This is a genomic window from Pseudorhodoplanes sp., from assembly GCF_059499825.1.
This window is the reverse complement of the sequence record NZ_JCABZI010000013.1, coordinates 20,637-45,307: the sequence shown is the minus strand read 5'-3', so window position 1 is coordinate 45,307 and position 24,671 is coordinate 20,637. Positions and strand designations below refer to the sequence as shown.

The 24,671-nt window shown below is 62.9% G+C and carries 23 protein-coding genes; 11 read left to right on the top strand and 12 right to left on the bottom strand.

Features of this window, described 5'->3' with window-relative positions:
• Positions 1–10: 10 nt before the first annotated feature.
• Positions 11–553 (bottom strand): chemotaxis protein CheW, encoded by a 543-nt coding sequence (locus AC5I5I_RS18545; protein ID WP_495975408.1) that lies wholly within the window; start codon positions 551–553, stop codon positions 11–13.
• Positions 554–923: 370 nt separating this feature from the next.
• On the opposite strand from AC5I5I_RS18545, the gene AC5I5I_RS18540 reads away from it, so the two are divergent.
• From AC5I5I_RS18540 to AC5I5I_RS18525, 4 genes are all read left to right on the top strand, one after another.
• Positions 924–1,862 (top strand): ring-cleaving dioxygenase, encoded by a 939-nt coding sequence (locus AC5I5I_RS18540; protein ID WP_495975407.1) that lies wholly within the window; start codon positions 924–926, stop codon positions 1,860–1,862.
• A 63-nt stretch (positions 1,863–1,925) separates the two neighbouring features.
• A complete protein-coding gene (locus AC5I5I_RS18535) occupies positions 1,926–2,573 on the top strand; it encodes an alpha/beta hydrolase (protein ID WP_495975406.1) in 648 nt (215 codons plus the stop codon).
• Between the two features lie 49 nt (positions 2,574–2,622).
• Positions 2,623–3,582: a Bug family tripartite tricarboxylate transporter substrate binding protein gene (locus AC5I5I_RS18530; protein ID WP_495975405.1), complete on the top strand. Its 960-nt coding sequence runs from the start codon at positions 2,623–2,625 to the stop codon at positions 3,580–3,582.
• Between the two features lie 23 nt (positions 3,583–3,605).
• Positions 3,606–4,463, top strand: coding sequence for a p-hydroxycinnamoyl CoA hydratase/lyase (locus AC5I5I_RS18525; protein WP_495975804.1), 858 nt, complete (start codon positions 3,606–3,608; stop codon positions 4,461–4,463).
• A 144-nt stretch (positions 4,464–4,607) separates the two neighbouring features.
• On the opposite strand, the gene AC5I5I_RS18520 is transcribed toward AC5I5I_RS18525, so the two are convergent.
• The 7 genes from AC5I5I_RS18520 to AC5I5I_RS18490 form a co-directional block, all read right to left on the bottom strand.
• Positions 4,608–5,882 (bottom strand): ferredoxin reductase family protein, encoded by a 1,275-nt coding sequence (locus AC5I5I_RS18520; RefSeq protein ID WP_495975404.1) that lies wholly within the window; start codon positions 5,880–5,882, stop codon positions 4,608–4,610.
• Positions 5,883–6,016: 134 nt separating this feature from the next.
• Positions 6,017–6,835, bottom strand: coding sequence for a phosphonate ABC transporter, permease protein PhnE (phnE, locus tag AC5I5I_RS18515; RefSeq protein ID WP_495975403.1), 819 nt, complete (start codon positions 6,833–6,835; stop codon positions 6,017–6,019).
• Positions 6,835–7,650, bottom strand: a complete 816-nt coding sequence (gene phnE / locus AC5I5I_RS18510) for a phosphonate ABC transporter, permease protein PhnE (protein WP_495975402.1) — start codon at positions 7,648–7,650, stop codon at positions 6,835–6,837. Before phnE (AC5I5I_RS18510) ends, phnE (AC5I5I_RS18515) begins: the two co-directional genes overlap by 1 nt.
• Before the next feature lie 6 nt (positions 7,651–7,656).
• Entirely contained in the window at positions 7,657–8,469 is an 813-nt protein-coding gene (gene phnC, locus AC5I5I_RS18505; RefSeq protein ID WP_495975401.1) for a phosphonate ABC transporter ATP-binding protein, read from the bottom strand.
• 9 nt (positions 8,470–8,478) lie between these two features.
• The gene (gene phnD, locus AC5I5I_RS18500; protein WP_495975400.1) at positions 8,479–9,438 is read right to left on the bottom strand and encodes a phosphate/phosphite/phosphonate ABC transporter substrate-binding protein; all 960 of its coding nucleotides are present in this window, start codon (positions 9,436–9,438) and stop codon (positions 8,479–8,481) included.
• A 179-nt stretch (positions 9,439–9,617) separates the two neighbouring features.
• Positions 9,618–10,580: a phosphate/phosphite/phosphonate ABC transporter substrate-binding protein gene (gene phnD, locus AC5I5I_RS18495; RefSeq protein WP_495975399.1), complete on the bottom strand. Its 963-nt coding sequence runs from the start codon at positions 10,578–10,580 to the stop codon at positions 9,618–9,620.
• A 91-nt stretch (positions 10,581–10,671) separates the two neighbouring features.
• Entirely contained in the window at positions 10,672–12,039 is a 1,368-nt protein-coding gene (locus AC5I5I_RS18490; RefSeq protein ID WP_495975398.1) for a formimidoylglutamate deiminase, read from the bottom strand.
• A gap of 95 nt (positions 12,040–12,134) precedes the next feature.
• On the opposite strand from AC5I5I_RS18490, the gene hutI reads away from it, so the two are divergent.
• The 5 genes from hutI (at position 12,135) to AC5I5I_RS18465 (ending at position 18,015) form a co-directional block, all read left to right on the top strand.
• Positions 12,135–13,334 carry an imidazolonepropionase gene (gene hutI / locus AC5I5I_RS18485; RefSeq protein ID WP_495975397.1) on the top strand — a complete coding sequence of 400 codons (1,200 nt, stop codon included), beginning with the start codon at positions 12,135–12,137 and terminating at the stop codon, positions 13,332–13,334.
• On the top strand, positions 13,335–14,870 hold the full coding sequence (gene hutH, locus AC5I5I_RS18480; protein WP_495975396.1) for a histidine ammonia-lyase: 1,536 nt from the start codon (positions 13,335–13,337) through the stop codon (positions 14,868–14,870).
• Positions 14,871–14,880: 10 nt separating this feature from the next.
• Positions 14,881–16,545 (top strand): urocanate hydratase, encoded by a 1,665-nt coding sequence (gene hutU / locus AC5I5I_RS18475; protein ID WP_495975395.1) that lies wholly within the window; start codon positions 14,881–14,883, stop codon positions 16,543–16,545.
• Positions 16,546–16,668: 123 nt separating this feature from the next.
• Positions 16,669–17,226 carry a hypothetical protein gene (locus tag AC5I5I_RS18470; RefSeq protein WP_495975394.1) on the top strand — a complete coding sequence of 186 codons (558 nt, stop codon included), beginning with the start codon at positions 16,669–16,671 and terminating at the stop codon, positions 17,224–17,226.
• Between the two features lie 81 nt (positions 17,227–17,307).
• Positions 17,308–18,015 carry an META domain-containing protein gene (locus tag AC5I5I_RS18465; protein ID WP_495975393.1) on the top strand — a complete coding sequence of 236 codons (708 nt, stop codon included), beginning with the start codon at positions 17,308–17,310 and terminating at the stop codon, positions 18,013–18,015.
• Positions 18,016–18,110: 95 nt separating this feature from the next.
• Here the strand turns inward: AC5I5I_RS18465 and AC5I5I_RS18460 are convergent, their stop codons facing one another.
• From AC5I5I_RS18460 to AC5I5I_RS18450, 3 genes are all read right to left on the bottom strand, one after another.
• On the bottom strand, positions 18,111–18,896 hold the full coding sequence (locus tag AC5I5I_RS18460; protein WP_495975392.1) for an ABC transporter ATP-binding protein: 786 nt from the start codon (positions 18,894–18,896) through the stop codon (positions 18,111–18,113).
• Positions 18,893–19,666: an ABC transporter permease gene (locus tag AC5I5I_RS18455; RefSeq protein WP_495975391.1), complete on the bottom strand. Its 774-nt coding sequence runs from the start codon at positions 19,664–19,666 to the stop codon at positions 18,893–18,895. The genes AC5I5I_RS18460 and AC5I5I_RS18455 overlap by 4 nt, the downstream gene beginning before the upstream one ends.
• A 178-nt stretch (positions 19,667–19,844) precedes the next feature.
• Positions 19,845–20,786 (bottom strand): ABC transporter substrate-binding protein, encoded by a 942-nt coding sequence (locus tag AC5I5I_RS18450; RefSeq protein WP_495975390.1) that lies wholly within the window; start codon positions 20,784–20,786, stop codon positions 19,845–19,847.
• 392 nt (positions 20,787–21,178) lie between these two features.
• Here AC5I5I_RS18450 and AC5I5I_RS18445 point away from each other — a divergent pair, with 392 nt between their 5' ends.
• On the top strand, positions 21,179–22,366 hold the full coding sequence (locus tag AC5I5I_RS18445) for a M24 family metallopeptidase (RefSeq protein WP_495975389.1): 1,188 nt from the start codon (positions 21,179–21,181) through the stop codon (positions 22,364–22,366).
• A gap of 49 nt (positions 22,367–22,415) precedes the next feature.
• Positions 22,416–23,360, top strand: coding sequence for a 2-hydroxyacid dehydrogenase (locus AC5I5I_RS18440; RefSeq protein ID WP_495765292.1), 945 nt, complete (start codon positions 22,416–22,418; stop codon positions 23,358–23,360).
• A gap of 176 nt (positions 23,361–23,536) precedes the next feature.
• On the opposite strand, the gene AC5I5I_RS18435 is transcribed toward AC5I5I_RS18440, so the two are convergent.
• On the bottom strand, positions 23,537–24,643 hold the full coding sequence (locus AC5I5I_RS18435; protein ID WP_495975388.1) for an LLM class flavin-dependent oxidoreductase: 1,107 nt from the start codon (positions 24,641–24,643) through the stop codon (positions 23,537–23,539).
• Between the last annotated feature and the right edge of the window lie 28 nt (positions 24,644–24,671).

The window sequence follows — 24,671 nt, the reverse complement described above, 5'->3', positions numbered from 1 at the left end:
GGGAGCCAGCCTAGTTTGCCTGCGGCCGTTCGGAATCGCCGACGGGAACAGAGAGAAGATTGTGAAGATCGATAAGCGCGATCATGGCGCTTTCGAAGGTGACCAGTCCGGAGAGAAAATCGATACGCGATGCCTGTGCGATCTTCGGGACAGGCTGAACCTGCCCCTGATCGAATGAAACGATGTCGAGGACACGATCGGCGAGCAGTCCGACCTGACGCACGCCAACCTGCACGATGATGACCACATGGATCGGTGAGGCTTCGGTCAGTCCCTGACCGAAGCGGCAGCGCAGGTCGATGATGGGAACGATGGCACCGCGCAGATTGAGTACACCGCGCACCGCATCAGGCTGACGCGGCAGGTGCGTGATCTCGGACCAGCCCTTGATCTCGCGTACCGCCATAATGTCGACGCCATACTGGTCGTTGCCGATGGCGAAACTGATGATCTGGGTCGGTACCACCGCGGCGCGCGCGGGAACAGTGTTCTGCCAGTCTCCCGTTACGGGCATTTCGGTCTGCGCTTCCTGCGCAGTCGCATTCAAGGTCATTGCAAGATTCCGCTGCTCGCCCTCTTTCTGAGGCCAATCGACAAAGTCCGACGGGGGAGAGCCAACGAGAACCGGAACAACCGCTGGGCTCAGAAGGAGGAAACCGCTTTATTTCCATGTGAAAATGCATCAAAAGCTTTATGAAACAGTTAACTACGGCCCTTGGTTGCGCGCCTCCGAAGGCCCGGATTTCGGTGATTGGCGCCGCCATCAGCACAAGCCGAAATTGCCAACGAATGGCACATTGGTTCCGACATAGAACCAATATGTTGGCAATCTAACTATTTGAAACTCCAGGGGGATCAATAAATCTCGCATCGAAGCGAGCACGCCGGCAACCGGCGCCTCAGCGCATTTGGAGGGCTTGGCCATGACCAGCAGCAGACACGGCATCCATCACGTCACGGCGATCGCCGGACCCGCTCGTCGCAATCTCGACTTCTACACCGGCACGCTGGGGCTTCGCCTCGTGAAGAAGACCGTGAACTTCGACGATCCCGGCACCTATCATTTCTATTTCGGTGACGAGGCCGGCTCGCCCGGCACCATTCTCACCTTCTTTCCGTGGGAGCATGTCGCACCGGGACGGCTCGGTATCGGCGAGACACAGGAGACGGTCTTCCGGGTACCGGAAGGCGCGATCGGCTACTGGATGCATCGCTTTGTCGACAAGGGCGTGGCCCATGACGCACCGGCGCGACGCTTCGGTGAGACCATCGCCTCGTTCCGAGACCCCGATGGAATGCGGCTCGCATTGATCGGCGTGCCGGGTATCGAGGGCGAGCCTCACTGGGGCGGCAGCGGCGTTCCTTCGGACGCGGCGATCCGTGGCTTTCACAGCGTAAACCTGCTGCTGAAGGAGGCCGCACCGACCGGCGCGATCCTGACCGATGTGCTCGGCTTCAGCGAGATCGGACGCGAAGGTCAACTCGTTCGATACAAGGCCGGCGACACCGCGATCGGCGGCATCGTCGACATCCATGAGGCCGGCGCGTTCCTGCCGGGCCGCATGGGCGGCGGCTCGGTTCATCATATCGCGTTCCGTGCCGCAGACGACGCCGAAGAACTCGCGATGGCGAAGAAGTTGGTCGAAAATCACGGCCTGCAACCGACCGAGCAGAAGGATCGCAATTACTTCCGCTCGATCTACTTCCGCGAGCCCGGACATGTGTTGTTCGAGATCGCCACCGATGTGCCCGGCTTCGCCATCGAGGAGCCGGTGGCAGCGCTCGGGCAATCGCTCAAGCTGCCCGGTGTCTATGAGAAACGCCGCAGCGAGATCGAGAAAGTTCTGCCCGCGCTTGCCTGACACACATTGCTCCTCCCGTCATCCGTGACGGGAGGAGGACCCTGTGATGTAAGAGGTTTCGTGATGACCAAACCCGCAACCGGACTTTCCTTCATCCACCGCTTCGAGCCCGGCGGGGACCGCGACATCCCACCACTGCTGTTGCTGCATGGCACCGGCGGCGACGAGAATGACCTGATCAATCTTGGCCACATGGTCGCGCCGGAAGCGTCGCTGCTATCGCCGCGTGGCAAAGTATTGGAAGGCGGCATGCCGCGTTTTTTCCGCAGGCTGGCAGAAGGCATATTTGACGAGGATGACGTGAAGCGGCGCGCCAACGAGCTTGCCGACTTCGTCCAGGAGGCGCGCAGCGCCTACGGTCTCACCGCGCCGATCGCCCTCGGCTTCTCGAACGGCGCCAATATCGCGGCGGCGACCTTGCTGCTGCGTCCGGAGGCGCTTGCCGGAGCAGTGCTGATCCGCGCCATGGTGCCGCTGTCGCAACCGCCCGTGTCTGATCTCGTGGGCAAGCCGGTGCTGATCCTGTCGGGATCGATGGATTCAATGGTTTCGGCTGACAATGCCGGGCAGTTGGCCACGCAATTGGGCAATGCGGGAGCCCAAGTGCAGCATCGCACCCTGCCCGCCGGTCACGGCCTGTCGCAGGCCGATGTCGCGCTCACGCGAGAATTTCTGGCGCACGCGGCCGGCGCGATTGTCAGCGCTGCCTAAGACCGGGTACCCTCCCGATAACAAAAAGCGTTATCGGGAGGACTGCCAGATGCTGCGGATAACTGCCGCCCTGCTCGGGGCGATATTTGCGTTCGGCTCAGCCTGGGCTCAGGATTATCCGACGAGACCGATCCGCTTCCTGCAAGGCTTCGCACCGGGCGGCAATGCCGACACGATCTCGCGCGTGCTGGCGGAAGAGATGTCGAAGACCTTCAAAAGCGGGATGGTGAACGAGGCCAAGGTCGGAGCCGGCGGCAACATCGCCTCGGATGCCGTCGCCAAGGCCGATCCCGACGGTTATTCGATCGTTCTCTTCACCACCGGCCACGTCATATCGCCAGCGCTTAACAAGTCGCTCGGCTTCGATCCGGTCGAGGATTTCTCCTTCGTCTCGACCGTGTCCGAATTTCCGTTCTTCATCGTGGTGGGAGCCGACTCGCGGTTCAAATCGGTTGCCGATCTGGTGAAGGAAGCGCGTGAGAAGCCGGGAACGCTGACGGTCGGAACTGCCGGCGTCGGCACCGGTCAGCATATGTGCTCTGAATTGTTCGGCGTATCGTTCAACAGCAAGTTCGTCCACGTCCCGTATCGCGGCGACGCCGGATCGGTGACGGCGCTGCTGTCGAACAACGTCGATTTCATCATCGCGCCAGGAACTGCCATATTCGGGCAGATCGAGGCAGGAAAATTCCGCGCGCTCGCCGTCTCCGGTAAAGAGCGCTGGCCGTCGCTGCCGAATGTTCCCACCGTTGCGGAAAGCGGCGCGCCCGGGTTCGAGGTGCTAGCCTGGACCGGAATCGCGACAACGAAAGGCGTCGCCAAGCCGATCGTCGACAAGCTGAATGCCGAAATCCGCCGCGCCATCGCAGTGCCGACGGTCTCCGAAAAACTGAAAAGTCTCGGCAGCGTACCCGTCTCAAGCACGCCCGCCGAGGTGACCGACAAGGTTCGCAACCAGGTCAAGTTGTGGAAAGAAGTCGCGGAAAAGGCCGGTCTGGAAAAACGATAACAACCCTCACGTCAGGACTATCAATGGCACATCTTGAACCGGCAGCAGCAAGCCGCGCGGACCAGACTTGGCAGACCGTCAAGATCGATCACGACGACGGCATCGCCTGGGTGACGCTGAATCGCCCGGAGAAGAAGAACGCGCTTAGCCCAACTCTTAACCGCGAAATGCTTCAGGTCCTCGACGCGCTCGAACTCGACGATCGCTGCAAGGTGATGGTGCTGACCGGTGCAGGAGAGTCGTTCTCGTCGGGGATGGATCTGAAAGAATATTTCAAGGAGGTCGACAAGGCGACGCCGGTCGAGGTGATGCGGGTGCGGCGCGACTCGATGGCGTGGCAGTGGCGGCGCCTCCAGACCTTCCCCAAGCCAACCATTGCGATGGTGAACGGATGGTGCTTCGGCGGCGCGTTCACGCCGCTTGTCTCTTGCGATCTTGCCATTTGCGCCGACGAAGCCGTGTTTGGATTATCAGAAATCAACTGGGGCATCATTCCGGCAGGCAATGTTGCAAAGGCCTTTGCCGAGAAGGTCAGCCCGGCCGATGCGGCCTATTACATGATGACGGGCGATACCTTCGACGGACAGAGAGCCAGCGCAATGCGCCTGGTCAATGATAGCGTGCCACGAGCGCAATTGCGCGAACATACGCAGGCACTGGCGCGCAAGCTGATGCAGAAAAATCCACACGTCCTGTGGGCCGTCAAGGACGCCGCCCGAAGACTTAAATCGATGTCTTGGGATGAGGCGGAAGAGTATCTCTACGCCAAGGCGCAGGCGACCTATTCGACCGACCCCGAGCAGGGCCGCAAGAAGGGCATGGATCAGTTTCTGGAAGAGAAATCCTACCGGCCAGGACTGAACAATTACCGTCGGGAGTGACAGTTTCGCGAACGGACGCGATGGGTCTCTCCTAGACCAGAAAGCCGGACGACTGTAGCCACGCGAAAGCTGCCGCCATCGCGACAACAATGGCGCCGGTCGCGAGGGCAAGCAGCAAGGCGGTCATTCTGCGCATACCAGCTCCTAGACCAGCTCGAAGATTTCGGTCTGGATCCGCCAGACCGGCACGCCGAGTTCACGTAAGGCCTGTTCTGCGGCTTTGGTCATCGGCGGCGGTCCGCACAGAAAATAGTGCAGATCACGCATATCCGCCTCCGGAAGATGTCGCGCCAGCACGTCGCGATCGACAAAGCCTTCCTCACCGGTCCATCCGGGCGGCGGCTTCTCCAACACATGGATGAGCGTCAATTCAAGACGATGCTGAAGCCTTTCAATCTCCTCACCATAAACGATCCCGTCCCAGGCCTTGTTGGCGTAGAACAAAAAGATCGGCCGCTTGCCCCCCCGCTCGGCCATGCTGCGCATCATGCTCATCAACGGTGTGATGCCGATCCCGCCGACAATGCCGACAAAGCCCGGAGCATCGGGGTTGCGATCAATCGAGAACATGCCGTGCGGCGCATCGAGATAGACAGGTTCGCCCGTCTTCACGCTTCCGATGCTACCAGTGAAATCGCCAAGCTCTTTGATGCCGAATTCGATGCGCGGCAGCATCTCGGGCGACGAAGCAATGGTGAAAGGATGCTCCCGCAGGCTGAAAGGGGAGCTCCGCAAAGTCAGCCAGGCGAACTGGCCGGGCTGAAAGCGCTTCAGCCCTTTATGCCCGTCCGGCTCCAGCGCGAGAGTCCAGGTGTTACTGCGCTCAGGGCGCACCTCGACAACGCGATAGGGTTTGCGCAATTGGCTCAGCGGCTTAAGGACGCGCATCCATACGACGGACAGCAGAAAGATCAGGGTGACGGCCAGCCACAGTGTCCGCTTGCCGGGCGCTTCGGTGTAGTAGCCGACGCCAACGATATGGCCGACCGCCGCAGCGAACCCAAGCGTAGCAAAGACCACATGCGCGTAACGCCACAACCCGTATTCGATCCGAAGAAGCTTGCGAAATTCCGAGGTTAGGATCGCCAGCAAGAACAGCACAAGCGCTGCCCGGCCGAGCGTCAACTCGAAACGTGCTTTGCGCGGGTCGAGCTCACCCAGCGCGTCCTGGTAAAAGAACCAGAGGATCAGAAAATGGGCGAGGACAAGCGTGACGGCGATAAGCGCAAGATAACGGTGAAACAGATAGATGATATCCAGCCCGAACGGCGCGCTGGCGCGTCTGTACCGGGAGGTGAGGAGAAACTGGACCGCAATCATGGCAATGCCGGCAAAGCCCAGCGCCATGGAAAAATCCCAAAGAAAGGCCTTTCCCGGCGGCATGCGTCCCACGATGAGAATCGCGAGCGGTGCCAGCACGAGAGCAAGATAGATAGCAATCCAGAGAGCAGCTCTTCCCGCCACACCACCTCCGCCAAAAAGCGGACGCCAACGTGCGCTGGCGTGGAAGGTTCAGACGAGAGCCGGCGGCACAGCGTCGCGGGAGCGATCCATCAGATCATCGCATGCCGGACCTTGGCGGAGACCCATTCGCTGACCAGCACGGTCGCGAGGATCACCAGCAGCAAAAGGCTCACCTGTGTCCAGGCCAGTGTGGACAGCGACGCCTCGAGGTTGAGTCCGATTCCGCCGGCGCCCACAAGTCCCACCACGGACGACTCGCGGATGTTTATATCCCAGCGAAACACGCTGATGCCGGCGAAGGCCGGCATGATCTGCGGCACGATCCCGTAATCCATGACTTGGGCAGGCGATGCCCCGGTCGCCTCGATCGCCTCGACCTGCGACACGTCGATCTCCTCGATCGCTTCATACAGAAGCTTCGCGATGAATCCGATCGAGCGCAGACCGATCGCGACAATCCCGGCGAGTACACCGGGGCCGAGCACCGTTACCAACAGTAGTGCCCAGATGAGGGAATTGATCGAGCGCGACGACACGATGATCAGGAGCGCAACCGGGCGCACAAGCAATGCGCTCGGCGTTGTGTTGCGCGCCGCCATGAAAGCAACCGGCACCGCAACCAGAATCGCCAGCAAGGTGCCGAGGGTCGCGATCGCCAGCGTATCCCAGAGCGGCCTCCACAATTCGTTCAGGTAGGACCAGCGCGGCGGAACCATGCGCGACCCGATATCGGCCGCCTGCTTTGGTGCATCGAGAACGAAGGCCCAGATCGTATCCCTGGTCATCACCTGCCAGCAGAACACAAACAGCGCGACCAGCAGCAGCCAGCCGAACCATCGCACAAGATCCTGCCACGGCGTGGTGCGACGCCATTCCGGAAGCCCTGCGCTGTCGCGGGTGACCGGCATTACTGGATCGCCTTGCGAATGAGGCCGGAAGAATACTCGCAGGCCATCACGATCGCGATGATGATGATCAGGATGGCGGCCGCGGTGTCGTATTCGTAACGGCTGAGCGAGGTGTTGAGCGTGGCGCCGATGCCGCCTGCACCGACGATGCCGACCACCGCGGATTCGCGGAAGTTGATGTCGATGCGATAGAGCGACAGTCCGATCAGCCGCGGCATGACCTGCGGCTGCACCGCATAATTGACGACTTGCGCCCAGGACGCGCCCGTGGCGCGAATCGCTTCGGCCTGCGATGGGTCAATGTCCTCGATATCCTCCGCCAGGAGCTTGGCCAGAAAACCGATGGTCGCGAATGAGAGCGTCAGAAATCCGGCGAATGGCCCGAATCCCACCATCGCAACGAACAGGATCGCGATGATGACTTCCTGGAAGCTGCGCGAGACCGCGATGATTGCGCGGCATGCGAGATAGACCGGCATAGGCGACAGGTTGCGCGCCGCCCCGATTCCGATCGGGATCGAGATCAGGATGCCGGCCACCGTGGACGTCACGGTCATGGTCAGGCTTTCCTGCATCCCTTGGGCAATGTCGCTCCAACGGCTGGTGAAATTCGGCTGGAGGAAACCTGACAGAAGACGCGCCCCGCGCACCGCGCCTTCCGACAGCCGCGCCCAGTTCACATCGATCGCGCCAATCGAGATAACGACATACAGCAATGCACCGCCATAGATCGCCCAGCGCAACACGCCATTGGCGATGAATGGCGGCTTCCGCCAGACCGACGGATAACGCGCCGCATTTGTGAGATCGGTCATCGCCACTCAGACCGCGACGGGCAGCTTGACGGACACGGGACCGACGTCGTCATCCTCATCCTGCGCCGCGGTCGCGGTCCAGTCCTCCTCGCCGTAGATCGTGGTGAGAACGTCCGGCGTCAGTCCATCCGCCGGACCGTCATAGACGATGGAGCCTGAGCGGAGGCCGACGATGCGCGGCAGGAACATCTGCGCCAGCGCCACGTCGTGAATGTTGACCACCGCGGCGAGATTGCGTTCGGCGCAAATTTCGCCGATCAGCCGCATGATCTGGCGCGAGGTTTTGGGATCGAGGCTCGCGGTCGGCTCGTCGATCAGCAGCAGTTCGGGATCCTGCTGCAGCGCGCGCGCAATCCCGACGCGCTGGCGCTGGCCGCCGGACAGAGCATCCGCACGTTTGTCGACATGGTCAAGCAGACCAACGCGATCCAGCGTCGCGAACGCGTTGCGCACATCCTGCGGCGGATAGCGGCGCAGGAAACTCCGCCAGAACGGCACGTATCCGAGCCGCCCCGAGAGCACGTTTTCCATAACCGTGAGGCGTTCGACCAGCGCGAATTCCTGGAAGATCATGCCCATGCGGCGGCGCATTCTGCGAAGTTCTGCCCGACCGAGGCCAGTGATCTGCCGTTCGCCGAGAAAGATCTGGCCGTTCGTCGGTTCGACCAGCCGGTTGATGCAGCGGATGAGCGTCGACTTGCCCGCACCGGAGGGGCCAATCAGACCGATCACCTGACCGGCCGGAACCACCAGATCGACGCCCTTCAGCGCCATGTCACCGGTCTTGTAGCGTTTGACCAGCCCCTCGATGCGCAGCATGAGCTTCAACTAGCCCTTGCAGTCGTATTTCACGCCGACCGCCTCGTCGCTCTCGCGGATCGGCAGCCAATGCTCCTTGTAGGTGATCGGGAGGAATTTCTGCATCGGCGGCGTCGTGGACGCGAATTCCTTGGCAAGCTCGGAGCCCTCCCACGGGTAGGTAAAGAAGGCTTCCTTCACCTTGGCCGCAAGCTCGGGCTTGAGGTTATAGGCCATGCCGTAACCGGTGGTGGGATAGGTCTTCGACTTGTAAATGGTGACGATCTGATCCTTCTTCACCACGCCGCGATCGATGATGCGGTGCATGACCTCGTTCGCCACAGCCGCAGCGGGATAGTCCTTGTTCGCTACGCCAATTACAGAATTGTCGTGCTTGCCGGAAAACACCGGCTCATAGTCCTTGCCGGCTTCCAGGCCATAGGTGTTCTTCAGCAAGGCCGACGGCACGCGGAACCCGGAATTCGACGTCTGCGCCGTGAAGGCCATCTTCTTGCCCTTGATGTCTTCCATCTTGGTCACACCGCTGCCGGGAAAGGTGATGACCTCCATCTCGTACCCGTATTGGCCGTCTTTCGACGCCATCAGCGTGAACGGCACGAAACCCGCGCAATTGACCGCAAGCGGAACCGCACCGCTGTTGAATCCCGCAACATGCAGACGGCCGGCGCGCATGGCCTCGAGTTGCGCAGCATTGGACTGGACCGGAAAAAACTGAACGCGCTTGCCGGTGGTCTTCTCGAGATGCTTGATGAAGCCGTCCCAGACCTTGGCATACATCGCCGGATCCTCGACCGGCGTGTAGGAGAATACCAGCACCGACGGATCGACCCATTGTTTCGGGTCTTTCGGCGCGTCGGCAACCATGTCGCCGTCGGCATCGGTAAAGCGCTGATCCATGGCAGAGACGGATGCCGGCATGGCCGCCAGCATCAATGCGGCGACGATGCCGCCGAGAATACGGAAACGCATGGTTTGACCTCCCATCGCTGAGCCGCTCGGCGGAACCGAGGTTACGCCCGAAGCGGTCCCCGCCAGCCTGAATGAACGTGCTCAGCTAGGTACCGATCATTACAGATTTGTGACACGCCGCAAGAGCCCGATTCCATCTTGAAACCGCGATTGCGTCGTGCCAGCCCGGCCCCTTGCCGTCAGCCTTTGCAATCGTATTTGACGCCCATCGCACCATCGATGTCGCGCACCACCTGCCAGTGGTCCTTGTAGGTAATCGGCATGAATTTCTGCTGCGGCGGCTCGGAACTCTCGAACTCCTTCAGCAAGTCGGATCCGTCCCATTTGAAGCTGAAGAAGGCCTCCTTCACCTTGGCGGCCAGTTCCGGCTTCAGGTTGTAGACATAGCCGTAGCCCGTGGTCGGAAAAGTCTGCGACTTGTAGATGGTGACGATCTGATCCTTATTGACCACGCCCCGCGCCATCATGCGATTCATGACGGAGTTGGCGACGGCCGCGGCCGGATAATCCCTGTTCGCGACACCGACGATCGAATTGTCGTGCTTGCCGGAAAACACCGGCTCGTAGTCCTTGCCGGCCTCGAGCCCGAATTTTTCCTTCAGCAACGCCGACGGCGCCTTGAAGCCGGAATTCGAGGTCTGTGAAGTGAAGGCCATCTTCTTGCCCTTGATGTCCTCGACCTTGCGCACGCCGCTGCCGGCAAAGGTGATGATCTCCATCTCATAGCCATAGGCGTTGTCGCGCGACGCCATCATCGCGAACGGCACGAAGCCCGCGCAATTCACCGCCAGCGGATTCGACCCGGTATTGAACCCGGAAACATGCAGGCGACCGGCGCGCATCGCCTCGAGTTGCGCGGCGTTGGACTGAACCGGGAAGAACTGCACCTTCTTGCCGGTCACGGTCTCGAGATGCTTGACGAAGCCGTCCCAGACCTTGGCGTAGACCGCGGGGTCTTCGACCGGCGTGTAGGAGAACACCAGAACCGGCGGATCGACGAAGTGTTTCGGGTCCTTCGGTGCGTCGGCGACAAGATCGCCATCGGCATCGGTAAAGCGCTTGTCGAGCGCGTGAGCAGGAGCCGCAGCGGCGGCAGCAAGACTTGTGACGATTGCAACCGTGGCAAGGATTATGGAGCGCATGGATCACGACCCTCCAAGGAGCGAGGACGAGGCTAGCACTCAGCTAGGGTTGCGCAATGACAGCCATGTGACGGGGTTCACCGAACCGGCATCAGCCTTTCGCCAGACGTGACACCGTGCTGCGGTATTTTTGTGCAATCGCATCCCGTGCGTGATGGCGCCCTTCGCGAACCACGACTTTGCCGCCCGCGAGCACGGTTTGGATCAGATCGCGGCCTGCAGAAAAGATCAGGATGTCGATAACCATGTCGTCGCTCGACGCACCCGCGAGATCGGGGTGATCCGCATCCAGCACCACGATGTCCGCGCGATGTCCCGCCGCCAGCGCGCCGATCGGCTGCGCCAGCGCCTGTGCACCGCCCGTCAACGCCCGCGTGTATAGCGAGCGGCCGGTCGAATCCCCCTCCTTGGCGGTCATCACATTGCGGGCGCGCGCCTTCAGACGCTGCGAATATTCGAGTTGGCGCAACTCCGCCGGGGCATCGATCTGAATATTGGAATCCGTGCCGATGCCGAAGCGGCCATCGCTCGCGAGAAACGTCTCGGCATTGAAGATGCCGTCACCAAGGCTGCCCTCCGTCAAAGGACACAGGCCCGCGACCGCCCCTGACTTGGCAAGACGCTGCGTCTCGTCGTCGGTCATGTGCGTGGCATGGATCAGGCACCAGCGCTGGTCGATCCCCATCTCGTCGAGCAGCCATTGCACCGGCCGCGCACCGAGACTGGCGACGCAATCGTCGACCTCCTTGGTCTGCTCGGCGGCATGAATATGAACCGGACCGTCAGGGAAGATCGCGGCAACCTCGCGCAATTGCTCCGGCGACACCGCGCGCAGCGAATGCGGCGAAATGCCGATGGCGGCACCGGGCAGCGTCGCAACGATGTCGCGCGAGCGAGCCATCAGGGTGACGAAGCGGTCGGTCGGATTGATGAAGCGGATCTGTCCTGCATTTGGAGCGGCACCGCCGAAGCCACCGTAGGTATAAAGCGTTGGCAGCAGGGTCAGGCCAATTCCGGTGAAAGCGCTCGCCGCGGCAATCCGCGCGGCCATCTCACCGATATCCCCATACGGCTGGCCGGCCGGATCGTGATGGAGATAATGGAATTCGCCGACCGTGGTGAACCCGGCCTCCAGCATTTCCAGATAGGCATAAGCCGCGATCGCCTCGACATCGTCCGGCGTGAGCTGGGCCAGGAACCGGTACATCACCTCCCGCCAGGTCCAGAAGCTGTCGCCGGCGGGGCCGCGCCGCTCGCCGAGACCGGCCATGCCCTTCTGGAACGCGTGGCAATGCAGGTTCGGCATCCCGGGAAGGGCGATGCCCGCCACCCGCTCCGCACCATCCGGCGCGCTGCCGGGCGTAACCCGCGCGATCAACCCGCCGTCGTCGACCTCAACGCCGACATCATCCGCCCAGCCGGACGGAAGAAGGGCTTTTTTGAATTGATATGCGCGCAAAACCGGTCTCGCTCGACATGCCGTATCGGACATCTATATCGTCATTTCGGGCCGCGCGCGAAATGAGCGGCCCCGGATAGGCCACAGGATAACGTATGCGTTTCGACACAATCTGGCGCGACGCCCGGATTGCCACCCTCGCCCCGCAGGCCGCCTGCCTCGGCGAGGTGAGCGGCGCGGTCGCGTCCAGGGACGGGCGGATCGCCTTTGTCGGGCCCGAAAGCGGACTGCCGACCGGCTGGGACGCGGCAAAGACAGTCAAGCTCGACGGCCGCTGGATCACGCCCGGCCTGATCGATTGCCACACCCACATTGTCTATGGCGGCGACCGCGCCCATGAATTCGAGCTGCGGCTCAAGGGCGCGAGCTACGAGGAGATCGCCCGTGCCGGAGGTGGCATCGTCTCCACCGTGAAGGCCACGCGCGCGGCGTCCGAGGATCAACTTGTCGCGCAATCGCTCAAGCGCCTCGATGCGCTTCTGGCGGAAGGCGTCACCACCATCGAGATCAAGTCCGGCTACGGCCTCGACCTTGTGACCGAGACCAAGATGCTGCGCGCGGCGCGCCGGCTCGGCCGCGAGCGCGATGTCGGGGTGACAACGACCTTTCTCGGCGCGCATGCCATGCCGCCCGAAGCACACGACAAGGATGCCTTTATCGCGAAGGTCTGTGCCATGATCCCGCAGATCAAGCAGGCCGGCCTCGCTGATACCGTCGACGCCTTCTGCGAAGGCATCGCCTTCTCTCCCGAACAGACTGCCCGCGTCTTCGAGGCGGCAAAGGCGAGCGGACTGCGTGTCAAGCTGCATGCCGACCAGCTCTCGAACCTGCATGGCGCCGCGCTGGCGGCCCGCTACGACGCGCTGTCGGCCGATCATCTCGAATACACCGACGAGACCGGCGTTGCCGCGATGGCGCAGGCCGGCACGGTCGCGGTGCTGCTGCCCGGCGCGTTCTATGTGCTGCGCGAGAAGCAGTTGCCGCCGGTGGAGGCCTTCCGGCGTCACAAGGTGCCGATCGCGATTGCAACCGATTGCAATCCCGGCACCTCGCCGATCACCTCGCTGCTGCTCACCATGAACATGGCTTCGACGCTGTTCCGCCTCACCGTGGAGGAGGCGATTGCCGGAGTCACCCGTGAAGCGGCGCGCGCGCTCGGCAAGCTGAATGAGATCGGCACCATTGAAACCGGCAAAGCCTGCGACCTGGCGATCTGGGATATCGAGCGCCCTGCCGAACTGGTTTACCGGCTGGGGCTCAACCCGCTGCATACGCGGGTGCGGAACGGACAATAAATGACAGACATCACATTCACCGGCGACGCTCTGCCGTTGTCCGCATGGCGCGCCCTCGCACGCGGTGCGAGCCTTTCGCTTTCCTCCGAGGTCTATGCGCGTGTCGACAAAGGCGCAGCAATCGTCGCCGCGATCGTCAAGAAGGGCGACGCCGTCTACGGCATCAATACCGGCTTCGGCAAGCTGGCCAATGTGCGGATCGCCGACCGCGACCTCGAAACGCTGCAGCGCAATCTGGTGCTCTCACATGCGGCCGGCGTCGGCGATCTTGTGCCGTCCCGCATCGCGCGGCTGATGATGGCGCTGAAGCTCGTCAGTCTTGGCCGCGGCGCATCCGGCGTGCGGCGGGAGACGATGCAGCTGCTGCACGGCATGCTTTCCGGCAACGTGATCCCGGCGATCCCGGCGCAAGGATCGGTCGGCGCGTCCGGCGATCTGGCACCGCTGGCGCATCTCGCCGCCACGATGATCGGCGAAGGCGACGCCTTCTACGGCGGCGAGCGCATGCCCGCGGTCTACGCGCTCGGCCGCGCGGGACTGGAGCCGGTGGTGCTCGGCCCGAAGGAGGGGCTGGCGCTGCTCAACGGCACGCAATTCTCCACCGCGCATGCGCTGGCAGCATTGTTCGACATCGAGCGGGTGTTCCAGAGCGCGCTGATCACCGGTGCGCTGTCGACCGACGCGGCGCGCGGCTCGGATACGCCGTTCGATGCGCGCATCCAGGCGTTGCGCGGCCATCGCGGACAGATCGATGTCGCGGCCGCTCTGCGCACGCTGATGGACGGAAGCGGCATCCGCGCCTCGCATCGCAATATCGACGACCGCATCCAGGATCCGTATTGCCTGCGCTGCCAGCCGCAGGTGATGGGCGCCGCGCTCGACGTGATGCGGCAGGCGGCGGCGACGCTGGTGACGGAAGCCAACGGCGTGTCGGACAATCCGCTGGTCATGACCGATACCGGCGACGTCATTTCGGGCGGCAATTTCCACGCCGAACCGGTGGCGTTCGCCGCCGACATGCTGGCGCTCGCGGTCTGCGAAATCGGCTCGCTGGCCGAACGCCGCATCGCCATGCTGACCGATCCGGTGCTGTCCGGGCTGCCCGCATTTCTCACCCCGCAACCCGGACTGAATTCGGGCTTCATGATCGCGCAGGTGACGGCGGCGGCGCTGGTGTCCGAGAACAAGCAGAAGGCGTATCCGGCGAGCGTCGACTCGATCCCGACTTCGGCCAACCAGGAGGACCACGTCTCGATGGCGGCGCATGGCGCGCGGCGTCTGATCGGCATGGCGCAGAACGCGGCGCATATCGCGGGGATTGAACTGCTGACCGCGGCGCAGGGCTGCGACTTCCACGTGCCGCTGACATCCAGTCCGGCGCTGGAGCGCGCACGCGTGCTGTTGCGCCGCCATGTTCCGAAGCTCGATGCCGACCGCAAGATGGCGCCGGATATCGAAACTGCGACCGAGCTGGTGACATCCGGTGCATTGATCGACACGGTGCGACCGGCCACACTGCCTGCACTCGACGACTGAAGGCTCATCCATGAACAAACGCCTCGACAACGACCGCATCATCCGCGCCCCCCGCGGGCCGGTGATGTCCTGCAAGAGCTGGCAGACCGAAGCGCCGCTGCGCATGCTCATGAACAATCTCGATCCGGATGTCGCCGAGAAACCGCACGAGCTGGTGGTCTATGGCGGCATCGGCCGCGCCGCGCGCGACTGGGAGAGCTATGACCGCATCGTCTCGTCGCTCAAGAAGCTGGAGGGCGACGAGACCCTGTTGGTGCAATCCGGCAAGCCGGTCGGCGTGTTCCGCACCCACGCCGATGCGCCGCGCGTGCTGATCGCCAACTCCAACATCGTGCCGCACTGGGCGACGCTCGATTATTTCAACGAGCTCGATCGCAAGGGCCTGATGATGTACGGCCAGATGACTGCGGGCTCGTGGATCTATATCGGCTCGCAGGGCATCGTGCAGGGCACCTACGAAACCTTCGTCGAAGTGGGTCGCCAGCATTTCGGCGGCAGCCTCGCGGGCAAATGGATCCTCACCGCCGGCCTCGGCGGCATGGGCGGCGCACAGCCGCTGGCCGCCACCATGGCCGGCGCCTCGATGCTGGCGATCGAATGCCAGCCGTCGCGGATCGAGATGCGGCTGCGCACCGGTTACGTCGACATGCAGGCGAAAGATCTCGACGAGGCGCTGACCATTCTCGAACGCGCCGGCAAGGAGAAGAAGGCGATCTCGGTCGCGCTGCTCGGCAATGCCGCCGAGATCTATCCCGAGCTGGTGCGACGCGGCGTGAAGCCGGACGTGGTCACCGACCAGACCTCGGCGCATGATCCGATCAACGGCTATCTCCCGGCTGGCTGGTCTCTCAACGAATGGCAGGAGAAGCGCGAGCGCGATCCGAAGGCGGTGGAGAAGGCCGCCAAGGAAAGCATGGCCGTGCATGTGCGCGCGATGCTGGATTTCTGGAAGCAGGGCATCCCGACGCTCGATTACGGCAACAACATCCGCCAGCGCGCGCTCGATATGGGCGTCAAGGATGCGTTCGATTTTCCGGGCTTCGTGCCGGCTTACATTCGTCCGCTGTTCTGCCGCGGCGTGGGGCCGTTCCGCTGGGCGGCGCTCTCGGGCGATCCGGAAGACATCTACAAGACCGACGCCAAGGTGAAGGAGCTGATGCCGCACGACACGCATCTGCATCACTGGCTCGACATGGCGCGGCAGCGCATTCACTTCCAGGGCCTGCCGGCGCGCATCTGCTGGGTGGGGCTGGGCGACCGCCATCGCATCGGCATGGCCTTCAACGAGATGGTGGCGAAGGGCGAACTCAAAGGCCCGCTGGTGATCGGGCGCGACCATCTCGATTCCGGGTCGGTCGCCTCTCCCAACCGCGAGACCGAGGCGATGAAGGATGGCTCGGACGCGGTGTCGGACTGGCCGCTGCTCAACGCACTGCTGAATTGCGCCAGCGGTGCGACATGGGTGTCGATCCATCACGGCGGCGGTGTCGGCATCGGCTATTCGCAGCATGCCGGCATGGTGATCGTCTGCGACGGCACGCCGGAAGCGACACGGCGGCTCGAGCGCGTGTTGTGGAACGATCCGGCGAGCGGCGTGATGCGCCACGCCGATGCGGGCTATGACGAGGCGATCGACTGGGCGAAGCAGCAGGGATTGAACCTGCCGAGTCTCTGAGTGGTCACCCCCGCGAAAGCGGAGGCCCGTAACCACCGCTCTGGTATATCGGTCCCCGCCTCGCGGGGACTACCGAAGAGAGAATGCGCCGGTCCATACTGGCGTGCAGCAGAGAGGCGACAAGTGACCGACGACCTGCCTTCCCGTTTCCCGGAGACCGCCCCCGAGCGCACCGCCACCATCGCCGGCGTGCCCATCACCATCGCGGCGATGTTCGCGGTCGCGATGATTGTGCTGGCCTTGATCGGCGCCGGAGCGACACTCGCGAATGTGTCATGGGCTGAACGATACTGGCTCTGGCTGGTACCGATCTTCGGCGTCATCTGTACGCTGGCAGCCTGGATGCGCACCGGAACGCTGGACCGGACGGTAATCCGTCAGGTGCTGCACTGGCTCGCCGTCGGCGTGACGATCGCGATCGACTTCAGCTTTTTCCGCCGGAGCGGCGAGCAAACGTCGATCACCACGAGCCTGAGTTCGATGCTGATCCTCGCGCTCGGCTGCCTGCTCGCCGGCATCCATCTGGAATGGAGCTTCGCGCTGGTCGGCCTGCTGCTGCTCGCGACCGCTGTCATTGTCGCGGTTGCGCAGGAATATATGGCGCTGGTGATCGTACTGGGGCTGCTGCTGATCGCCATCGTGCTGATCGGCCAGCATCTGATGAGGAAGTGGATGGCGTGAGCCGTACGACCCCTTGATTCAGCCGTATCCGCGGCGATAGGTGCTATCGTCGATTCTCAACGGGCAAGACTTCGCATTACAATGGACATTACGACATTATTTCCGATCGGCCGGGCACTCCTGTGCGCTGCCGTGGCATTGGCTCCGCTCCCGGCCGCGTCGCAGTCCGCCAGCTATACCGCGCGCGGACAGGAGCCAGGCTGGAGCCTGACCATCACCGACCGGACCATCGCGCTCGCCACGATGGCCGGCGAGCGCTTCGAGGCCGCCAACCCGAACCATGGCTATGCCCAGAGCGAGCTCTACGACGTCACACTCAACGGCAAGCCGGTCCGGATCGCGATCGAGCACCAGATCTGCCGCGACACCATGAGCGGCATGCCGTATCCGGATCGCGTCACCATCACCGGACTGAACGGCGTGCTGAATGGCTGCGGCGGGACGCCGCGCGCGCTGCTCGGAACGGGGGAATGGAACATCACCGAGGTCGGATCGGCCGCCGTCATGGGCAGCACCGCTCCGACCATCGCCTTTCTCGACGACAATGCCGTGGCCGGAAGCGGGTCCTGCAACCGGTTTCGCGGCGGCTTCAAGCTCACCGGTGAGGCCCTGACGATCGAGCAACTCGCCACCACCATGATGGGCTGCCCCGATCAGGTCATGCAGCAGGAGCAGGCGATCATTCGTCAACTGGAGGCGACGCGCAGCTTCGACATCCGCGCCGACGGCGCGTTGATCCTGAAGGATGCGAAGGGCGGCACTTTGGTTGCGGTCAAGGCGACGAAGTAGCCGGTAGCCCGCATGAGCGCATCGAGATCCGCCCGCGGTCCCGGATCTCGCTGACGCTCATCCGGGCTACCTGCCTTCATGGGCGACGCCTTACGTCAATGCACCTCGGCCGCCAGCACGGCCTCGGCGCGGATTTCTTCCGTCAACCGCGCCTTCAGTTCGGAAAACTCCGGTGAGGTCTTGATCGTGTAGTGGCGCGGATGCGGCAGCGTCACCTCCAGGTCAGCCTTGATGCGGCCGGGCCGCGCAGACATCACCAGCACGCGCGAGGCGAGGAAGATCGATTCCTCGATATCGTGGGTGACGAACAACACGGTCTTGCGCTCGCGCTCCCAGATGCCGAGCAGCAATTCCTGCATCAGCGCGCGCGTCTGATTGTCGAGCGCACCGAACGGCTCGTCGAGCAGGAGGATTTCCGGGCCGTTGGCCAGCGCGCGCGCGATCGCGGTGCGCTGCTGCATGCCACCGGAGAGCTGCTTGGGATAATGCCGCGCGAAACTCTGCAGGCCGACCCGCTCCAGCCACTCTCCAACGATCGCGTTACGCTCGCCGGCCGGCACACCCTTCTCGCGCAGACCGAAGCCGACATTCTCCGAAATCGTCAGCCATGGAAACAGCGTGTAGGACTGAAACACCATGCCACGGTCGGGTCCCGGCCGCGTCACGGGCTTGCCATCCAGCAGGATCGTGCCGGTCGTCGGCGTATCGAGCCCGGCGACCAGACGCAGCAAGGTCGACTTGCCGCAGCCGGATGGCCCGAGGATGGTGACGAAGTCGTTGTCGGCGACGTCGAGATTGGTCGGCTCCAGCGCGCGCGTCGGCGGCCCACCATGCAGGCCGGGAAACACGCGGGATACGTTTTCGATGCGGAGCTTGGTCATATCTGGCTCCACGGAAAGAGCCAGCGATTGGCGGCCTTGAACAGATAATCCGAGATCAATCCAATAATGCCGATCACGATGATGCCGAAGATGATCTGGCCGGTCGCGAGCAAGGCCTGGCTGTCGATGATCATGTGACCGATGCCGGACGACGAGCCAATCAGCTCTGCGACGATCACGTATGTCCAGGCCCAGCCCAGCACGAGCCGGAGAATTTCGGCAATGTCCGGCGCCGAGGACGGGATCAGCACTCGACCGAGGATGCCCCGGTCGCGGGCGCCGAGCGTGAGCGCCGCCTCGACCAGATCCCGCCGCGTACTCGCAACGGTGACCGCGACCATCAGGATGATCTGAAACACACAGCCGATGAAGATGACGAGCAGTTTCTGCATTTCGCCGATGCCGGCCCACAGGATCAGCAGCGGAATGAAGGCGGATGCCGGGAGATAGCGCGCGAACGACACGAACGGTTCGAGGAACGCCTCGATCGGCTTGTACGCCCCCATCAGGATGCCGAGCGGGACCGCGACCAAGGCCGCGATCACGAAGCCGCCGACCACGCGCCAGATGGTCATGCCGATGTCGAAGGCAAAATTGTACTTGACGAGAAGATCCCAGCCATCCCGCACCATCGTGATCGGATCGGCGAGGAAGGTGCGCGACACGTAGCCGCCATGGGTCGCGAACGCCCAGGCCGCGACGAACAGGACGAAGAACGACACACCCAGCAGAATGCGGGCGGTATTCGATATCGGTGCGAGGGGGCGCATGAGGATCTTCTTTCCCTCTCCCCGTTCTTACGGGGAGAGGGTGGCGAGCATCGAGTGAAGCGAGATGCGAGACGGGTGAGGGGCAATCTGCATTTGGGTAGAGCCCCTCACCCGCCTCACTCGCAAAACGCTCGCTCGGCACCCTCTCCCCGTTTCACGGGGAGAGGGAAAAGAAAAATTACTGCACGAAACGCGGATCGGCGAGCTTCGACAGATCGGGGATTTGCTTGATCACGCCGATCTCCAGCAGCAGGTCGGCGGCTTCCTTGGAGAAGGTGTTGAAATCACCCGCGAAGAACGCCTTGTTGGCAGCCTGGTCCTGCCAGCGCAGATACTTGGCGGAATTCCCGAATTTCTCGGCATCCTGCTTCACGTCCGCGCCCATGATCTCATAGGCCTTCTTCTCGTCCTTCTTGATCATGTCGAGCGCTTCGAAATAGCTCTTCACCAGCGCCTTCACCGCGCCTTCGTTCTTGGCGATGAAGTCCGGGGTGCAGCCGAAGGTGTCCATCACCATCGGGTAGTCGAGCGTGGTGGCGATGATCTTGCCGGCTTCGGGCTTGTCGCGCACCGCCGAGAGATACGGCTCGTAGGTCATGGCCACGTCATTCTGACCGGCAATGAAGGCCTGCGCGGCCGGCCCAGGCTCCATGTTCACCACCTTGACGTCCTTCACCGACAGGCCGTTCTTCTTCAGGAACCACGCCAGCGTGAAATAAGGCGCCGTGCCGGGCGCCGAGGCCGCGACCGTCTTGCCCTTGATGTCCTTGATCGACTTGACGTCATTGCGCACGACCATGCCGTCGGCGCCGTAGGACTTGTCGAGCTGGAACAGCTGCGTGGTCGGCACGCCGTTTGCGTTCCAGACAATCCAGGTCTCGACGGTCGTCGCCGCGCACTGGATATCGCCGGAGGCGATCGCCAGATGGCGGCTGGCCTGCGGGATCTTCTTGATGGTGACGTCGAGGCCGTTCTTCGCGAAGATCCCGGCCTCCTTGGCGAGCGTCAGCGGCGCAAAGCCGGTCCAACCGGAAATGCCGATATTGACCTTGGTCTGGGCGGACGCGGGCGCAGCCAGCATGGCAAGGCCGGCCGCGGCCAGGATGAGCTTGAACTTCATAGAACCCTCCGGTTGGAAAACAGAGCCAGAAACCCGGCTTTGAGACCATGGCAACACGCTGCCGAACCGAGAGTCAATTATGCAAAACACAGCATGTGGCTGCGGCCGGAGACGGCCAAACCGTTTGCGCTCAGGCGGCCGCAGCGACGACGCCGACACGAAGCCCAGTTATTGAGCCACGATCCTGAACACCTGCGTTCAATTGGCCCAAGGCGCGACCGCTCACGGGACGTCCAGGCACGGGCCGCGCGGGGGCTCCGGGAGAACGGTGGCCTGTACCGCATGGTGGTCCAGATGAACCACTGGACGGTTACGCCCGGTCGCTTTACTCCAGGGGACGACAAGAAGTGCGATAGAGGCGTATCGCCCGAGGGAACGATTAAGGAGCCGCCATGAGCGACCGCAGGCTGAATCCGATTTCCGATGCCGAACTCGAGCGTCGCTGGAAAGCCGCCCGCGCGATGATGCGCGAGCGCGGTCTCGATGCGCTGCTGATGCAGAACAACAACGACTGGCTCGGCGGCTACGTGAAATGGTTCACGGATTTTCCGGCCTATAACGGCTATCCGCGAACGGTGATCTTCCATGCCGACGACCCGATGACCGTGGTCGATATGGGACCGTCCGGCGCAACCCGCTCGTTCGGCGGCGCGCACAAGATTCACCGGGGCGTCGGCGACCTGCTCACCACGCCGGCCTTCACCTCCATCGCCTATACCGACGGCTACCAGGGCGAGCTTGCGCTCGGCGAGTTGAAGCGCCGCGCCTACAAGCGCATCGGCATCCTCGGCCGCGGCGCGATGCCGTTTCGTTTCGTGACGCAGATCGAGCAGGGACTTGCCGGCAAGACCGAGATCGTCGACGCGACCGAGGAGATCGACGCGATCAAGGCGATCAAGAGCGAGGAGGAAATGATCCTGGTCCGGCGCTGCGCCGAGATGCAGGACGAGATCTTCGCGCGCGTAGCTAAGAAGATCAAACCCGGCATGCGCGACAACGACGTCACCGCGCTGGCGCAATATGAAGGCCGGCTGCTCGGTTCCGAACAGGGGCTGTTTCTCGGATCGTCGGCACCGCTTGGCGAAGCCTCGAACTTCGTCGACCGGTATCTGCAGGGCCGCGTGCTGAAGGACGGCGAGCATTTCTCGCTGCTGATCGAGAATGCCGGCCCCGGCGGCATGTATACCGAGATCGCGCGAACCATGGTGTTCGGCAAGGCCTCGAACGAAGTCATCGACGGGTTCGAGACCGTGAAAGAGGCGCAGGTCCACACGCTGTCGAAGATCAAGCCGGGCGTGCCGGCGCGCGACATCGCCGCCTCGCATGATGCGTTCATGACCGCGCGCGGCTTCGGCGCCGAGAAGCGGCTCTATGCTCATGGCCAGGGCTACGATCTGGTCGAGCGGCCGCTGATCCGCGCCGACGAGACCATGACCATACAGGCCGGGATGAATCTTGCGGTGCATCCGGGCTATGAATCGCCGGCGCTGTTCGCGGTCATCTGCGACAATTATCTGGTCGGCAAGGACGGTCCGGGCGAGTGCCTGCACAAGACACCGAAGCAGGTGTTCGAACTGTGAGACAAGAGTCGCAAGGCGCGTCACATCAATCGATTCAAGGCATACAAGAATGAAGCCGGACATCCTGTATTTCGGAAAATTCCCGGACGACACCGTCGCCGAGCTCAACCGGCGCTACAACGTCCATCACTATTTCAAGATGCCGCTGCCCGACGAGATTCCGTCCGATGTCGCCGCGCGCATCGTTGGTGTTGCAACCGAGGCCAATCGCGGCATCAGCCGTGCGATGCTCGACAGGCTGCCGAAGCTCCAGGCGGTGTCGGTGTTCGGCGTCGGGCTCGATTTAGTGGATGTGAAAGCAATTCAGGACCGCGGCATCCCGCTTGGCAACACGCCGGACATCATCGGGCCGGAAGTGGCCGATCTCGCCATCGGCATGATGCTCGCCTCGGCTCGGCAGATTATTTTCGCCGACCATTATGCACGAAGCGGACAATGGGCCGAAAAGGGACCGATCCCGCTGGGCCGGAGCGTCGCCAACAAAACCTGCGGCGTGATCGGGCTTGGCGGCATTGGCCGCGCCATCGCGGATCGCGCCGTCGCTTTCCGTATGCAGGTTCTCTATTTCGGCACGCGCGAAAAGAAGGATGTGCCCTATCAGTATGTCGGCGATGTCGTGGAACTGGCGCGGCAGAGCGATTACCTGATGGTCGCCTGCAAGGGCGGTCCGGAGACGCGGCATCTTGTGTCGGGCGCCGTGATCGATGCGCTCGGGCCGCAAGGCACGCTGATCAATGTCGCGCGCGGTTCCGTGGTGGATGAGGAAGCGCTATTCGATGCGCTCGCCAACAAGCGGCTGGGCTGGGCGGCGCTGGATGTGTTCGAGAACTCGCCCAATTTCGACAAGCGGTTTCTCGATTTCCCGAATGTCATCCTTCAGCCGCATCATGGCACGGCCGCGATCGAGACGCGCCTTGAGATGGGTCAGCTGATGATCGACAATCTGGCGGCCGGGCTGGAGAAACGCCCGCTGAAGACGCCGGTGGTGGCTTAACGTCGCTGCTCCCCTCCCCCCGCGAGCGCAGCGAGTGGTGGGGAGGGGTCGGGGGTGGGGGGCGAAACAAGCGTGCATCGAAATTACCCCCCACCCCGGTTCGCCTCGCTACGCGACGCGAACCGACCCTCCCCACCGCTTCGCGGGGGGAGGGAAAGAAAGGAAAGGTCGCGCCATTACTCCGCCGCCTGAGCCTTCGCACCGATCGCGGCATTGACCTTCGGCATCACCTTCTCGGCCAGCAGCGTCATCGAACGCTTGCCGAGGGCGGGATCGGCCCAATCCTTGCCGGCATAGAGCAGCGTCCCGAAATCGCCGACCTTGTCGCGGAAAGCCAGGATCTCGTCGGCGACCTTGTTGGGCGAGCCGTAGATGATGAGCTGATCCACGATCTTGTCGAGCGTGACCTCGTCGTCCGGCTGATCGCGGTGGGTCTTGAACAGCTCGATCCGCCCGTTCGCCTTCAGCTTGGTGAAGAGCTGCTGATAGTAGAAGCGATACGGCGAGTTTGGATCGGTCGCGTAGGCGCGCGCGGTCTTGTCGTCATCCGCGACAAGGATGCTCTTGGCCACGCGCCAGTTTGCCGGGTCGGCCGGACGCCCGGCGCGCTCACAGCCTTCGGCATATTTCGGCCAGTGGCTCTTCACCCATTGCGGCATCAGGAAGTTCGCCGAGATCGGCTCCCAGCCGCGAGCCGCGGCTTCGGTGACGCCCTTGGAGAACGGCGCAACCGCCGTTACCACGATCGGCGGGTGCGGACGCTGCAGCGGCTTCGGCAGAAATCCCTGTCCGATCTTGGGCAGGAAATGACGCTCGCTGACGACCGTCCAGTATTTGCCGCGCAGATTATACGGCGGCTCGCCGGCCCAGATCGCCAGCACCTGGTTGATGCACTCGAGGAACATCTCGTTGCGGTTGGCGTCGAGATTGCCGAAAACTTCGGCGTCGGAGAGAAGGCCGCCCGGCGAGATGCCGAAGATGAAGCGGCCGTCAAGCATGTGGTCGAGCATCGCGATCTCGGCGGCGACCGCGGCGGGATGGCTGTTCGGCATGTTGACGGTGCCGGTGCCGAGCTTGATCTGTTTGGTGCTGTGAATGAGCGAGGCAATGAAGATCGTGCAGGAGGTGATGTTCTCGGCCTGATCGGTCGCGTGTTCGCCGACGTAAGCCTCGGAGAAACCCAGTTCGTCGGCCAGAATGAAGGCCTCGCGGTCCTCGCGCAGCGATGTTCGCCAGTCCTTGCCGAGCGCATGGATCGGCATCGTGAAAAACCCGAGCTTCATCGGCGGTCTCCTCCGGTGCGCGCAAATC

Excerpts from the sequence above, each read along its gene's own strand:
- AC5I5I_RS18465 (WP_495975393.1), top strand. The coding sequence starts at position 17,308 with ATGGACATTACGACATTATTTCCGATCGGCCGGGCACTCCTGTGCGCT.
- AC5I5I_RS18530 (WP_495975405.1), top strand. The coding sequence starts at position 2,623 with ATGCTGCGGATAACTGCCGCCCTGCTCGGGGCGATATTTGCGTTCGGC.
- AC5I5I_RS18450 (WP_495975390.1), bottom strand. The coding sequence starts at position 20,786 with ATGAAGTTCAAGCTCATCCTGGCCGCGGCCGGCCTTGCCATGCTGGCT.
- AC5I5I_RS18440 (WP_495765292.1), top strand. The coding sequence starts at position 22,416 with ATGAAGCCGGACATCCTGTATTTCGGAAAATTCCCGGACGACACCGTC.
- AC5I5I_RS18445 (WP_495975389.1), top strand. The coding sequence starts at position 21,179 with ATGAGCGACCGCAGGCTGAATCCGATTTCCGATGCCGAACTCGAGCGT.
- phnD (WP_495975399.1), bottom strand. The coding sequence starts at position 10,580 with ATGCGCTCCATAATCCTTGCCACGGTTGCAATCGTCACAAGTCTTGCT.
- hutI (WP_495975397.1), top strand. The coding sequence starts at position 12,135 with ATGCGTTTCGACACAATCTGGCGCGACGCCCGGATTGCCACCCTCGCC.
- hutH (WP_495975396.1), top strand. The coding sequence starts at position 13,335 with ATGACAGACATCACATTCACCGGCGACGCTCTGCCGTTGTCCGCATGG.
- phnC (WP_495975401.1), bottom strand. The coding sequence starts at position 8,469 with ATGCTGCGCATCGAGGGGCTGGTCAAACGCTACAAGACCGGTGACATG.
- phnE (WP_495975402.1), bottom strand. The coding sequence starts at position 7,650 with ATGACCGATCTCACAAATGCGGCGCGTTATCCGTCGGTCTGGCGGAAG.
- phnE (WP_495975403.1), bottom strand. The coding sequence starts at position 6,835 with ATGCCGGTCACCCGCGACAGCGCAGGGCTTCCGGAATGGCGTCGCACC.
- phnD (WP_495975400.1), bottom strand. The coding sequence starts at position 9,438 with ATGCGTTTCCGTATTCTCGGCGGCATCGTCGCCGCATTGATGCTGGCG.
- AC5I5I_RS18455 (WP_495975391.1), bottom strand. The coding sequence starts at position 19,666 with ATGCGCCCCCTCGCACCGATATCGAATACCGCCCGCATTCTGCTGGGT.
- AC5I5I_RS18540 (WP_495975407.1), top strand. The coding sequence starts at position 924 with ATGACCAGCAGCAGACACGGCATCCATCACGTCACGGCGATCGCCGGA.
- AC5I5I_RS18545 (WP_495975408.1), bottom strand. The coding sequence starts at position 553 with ATGACCTTGAATGCGACTGCGCAGGAAGCGCAGACCGAAATGCCCGTA.
- AC5I5I_RS18435 (WP_495975388.1), bottom strand. The coding sequence starts at position 24,643 with ATGAAGCTCGGGTTTTTCACGATGCCGATCCATGCGCTCGGCAAGGAC.
- AC5I5I_RS18535 (WP_495975406.1), top strand. The coding sequence starts at position 1,926 with ATGACCAAACCCGCAACCGGACTTTCCTTCATCCACCGCTTCGAGCCC.
- AC5I5I_RS18460 (WP_495975392.1), bottom strand. The coding sequence starts at position 18,896 with ATGACCAAGCTCCGCATCGAAAACGTATCCCGCGTGTTTCCCGGCCTG.
- AC5I5I_RS18525 (WP_495975804.1), top strand. The coding sequence starts at position 3,606 with ATGGCACATCTTGAACCGGCAGCAGCAAGCCGCGCGGACCAGACTTGG.
- hutU (WP_495975395.1), top strand. The coding sequence starts at position 14,881 with ATGAACAAACGCCTCGACAACGACCGCATCATCCGCGCCCCCCGCGGG.